The organism is Pseudomonas sp. HMWF006, assembly GCF_003061205.1.
In the GTDB taxonomy this organism is placed as follows: domain Bacteria; phylum Pseudomonadota; class Gammaproteobacteria; order Pseudomonadales; family Pseudomonadaceae; genus Aquipseudomonas; species Aquipseudomonas monsensis.
The window spans coordinates 1-1,738 of the sequence record NZ_QAIU01000082.1; the positions used below are offsets into that span (position 1 = coordinate 1).

The following is a 1,738-nucleotide window of genomic DNA, read 5'->3' on the forward strand; positions in this document are numbered from 1 at the left end:
CCCCTCTCCCTCCGGGAGAGGGCTAGGGTGAGGGGCTCTTGATCTTCAGGCATAAAAAAAGCCCCGACTCTCACAAGCCGGGGCTTTTGTTTGAAGCGTTACAACGACTTAGCCGTTGAACACGTCATCCACGCTTTTCAGCGGGTAGTTCTTCGGATACGGCAGGGTGGCCACACCGGTCTCGATCGCGGCTTTGGCCACAGCGTCGGAGATCAGGGTGATCAGGCGCTTGTCCATTGGCTTCGGAATGATGTACTCACGACCGAATTCCAGCGGGGCACCACCGTAGGCATCGCACACGTCTTGCGGCACTGGCAGTTTGGCCAGTTCACGCAGGGCATTGGCCGCGGCCACTTTCATTTCTTCGTTGATGCGCTTGGCGCGAACGTCCAGGGCACCACGGAAGATGAACGGGAAGCCCAGTACGTTGTTGACCTGGTTCGGGTAGTCGGAACGACCGGTGGCCATGATCACATCGCTGCGGGTAGCGTGTGCCAGTTCCGGGGAGATTTCCGGATCCGGGTTCGAGCAGGCGAAGACGATCGGGTTGGCCGCCATCGACAGCAGGCCTTCAGCGCTCAGCAGGTTCGGGCCGGACAGACCGACGAACACGTCAGCGCCTTTCAGAGCATCAGCCAGGCTGCGCTTGTCGGTGGCGTGAGCAAATACCGCTTTGTACTGGTTCAGGTCGTCGCGGCCGGAGTGGATCACGCCGGTACGGTCAACCATGAAGATGTTTTCGATTTTTGCGCCCATGCTCACCAGCAACTTCATGCAGGAGATGGCCGCAGCGCCAGCACCGAGGCAGACGATCTTCGCTTCCGGCAGGGTTTTGCCGGCGATTTCCAGGGCGTTGATCATGCCCGCAGCGGTCACGATCGCGGTGCCGTGCTGGTCATCGTGGAATACCGGAATGTCGCACTGCTCGATCAGAGCACGTTCGATCTCGAAGCACTCAGGTGCCTTGATGTCTTCCAGGTTGATGCCACCGAAGGTGATGGAGATGCGTTTAACGGTGTCGATGAAGGCTTGCGGGCTTTCGGAGTCGACTTCGATGTCGAACACGTCGATACCGGCGAAGCGCTTGAACAGTACGCCTTTACCTTCCATTACCGGCTTGGAAGCCAGCGGGCCGAGGTTACCCAGACCCAGAATCGCGGTGCCATCGGAAATGACTGCAACCAGGTTGCCCTTGCCGGTGTATTTGTAGGCCAGTTCAGGATCGCGGGCGATCTCACGCACTGGTTCAGCTACGCCGGGGCTGTAGGCCAGCGACAGGTCGCGGGCGGTAGCAGTGGCCTTGGTGAGCTCGACACTCAGCTTCCCTGGACGAGGATTGGCATGATATTCGAGAGCGGCAGTTTTCAGATCAGACATTTTGGCATTCCGCTTTTTACTGTTGGACAGACTGGTCAGCGAGGATACGCGCCTCGCAAAGTCCCCACAAGACTGAGCAGTCACCCCTGTCAAGCGCCCTGTCCTACGACTTTGGGCCAAGAGCCACGGCGCACAAGGGCTGGACTGTTCACAATCGACAGAAAAAATGTCTACAATTTTTCTTCAGCGAGAACTGCGCATCATGGCCGGATCGGTCAACGGAAGCAGCCAGCGCGGCTGGCCCGCCTGCAATCCACCGCGCCGCGAACGGTCGACCACCCAGCCCCGGGCCTCGATCTGCCTGCCCTGCAGCGCTTGCAAGCGCGCCATGTCGAATTGTCCGACGAGATTGGGTGCAACA

At 59.3% G+C, this 1,738-nt stretch carries 1 protein-coding gene and 1 pseudogene; both read right to left on the reverse strand.

Annotated features, from left to right (window positions below; translation table 11 throughout):
- Positions 1-108: 108 nt before the first annotated feature.
- Positions 109-1,377, reverse strand: a complete 1,269-nt coding sequence (locus tag DBR24_RS03110) for a malic enzyme-like NAD(P)-binding protein (RefSeq protein ID WP_003220889.1) — start codon at positions 1,375-1,377, stop codon at positions 109-111.
- A gap of 183 nt (positions 1,378-1,560) precedes the next feature.
- Positions 1,561-1,738, reverse strand: a pseudogene (locus DBR24_RS31445) (thermonuclease family protein); the annotation flags it as partial.

Coding starts and splice junctions, on each gene's coding strand:
- DBR24_RS03110 (WP_003220889.1), bottom strand. CDS start 1,377: ATGTCTGATCTGAAAACTGCCGCTCTCGAATATCATGCCAATCCTCGT.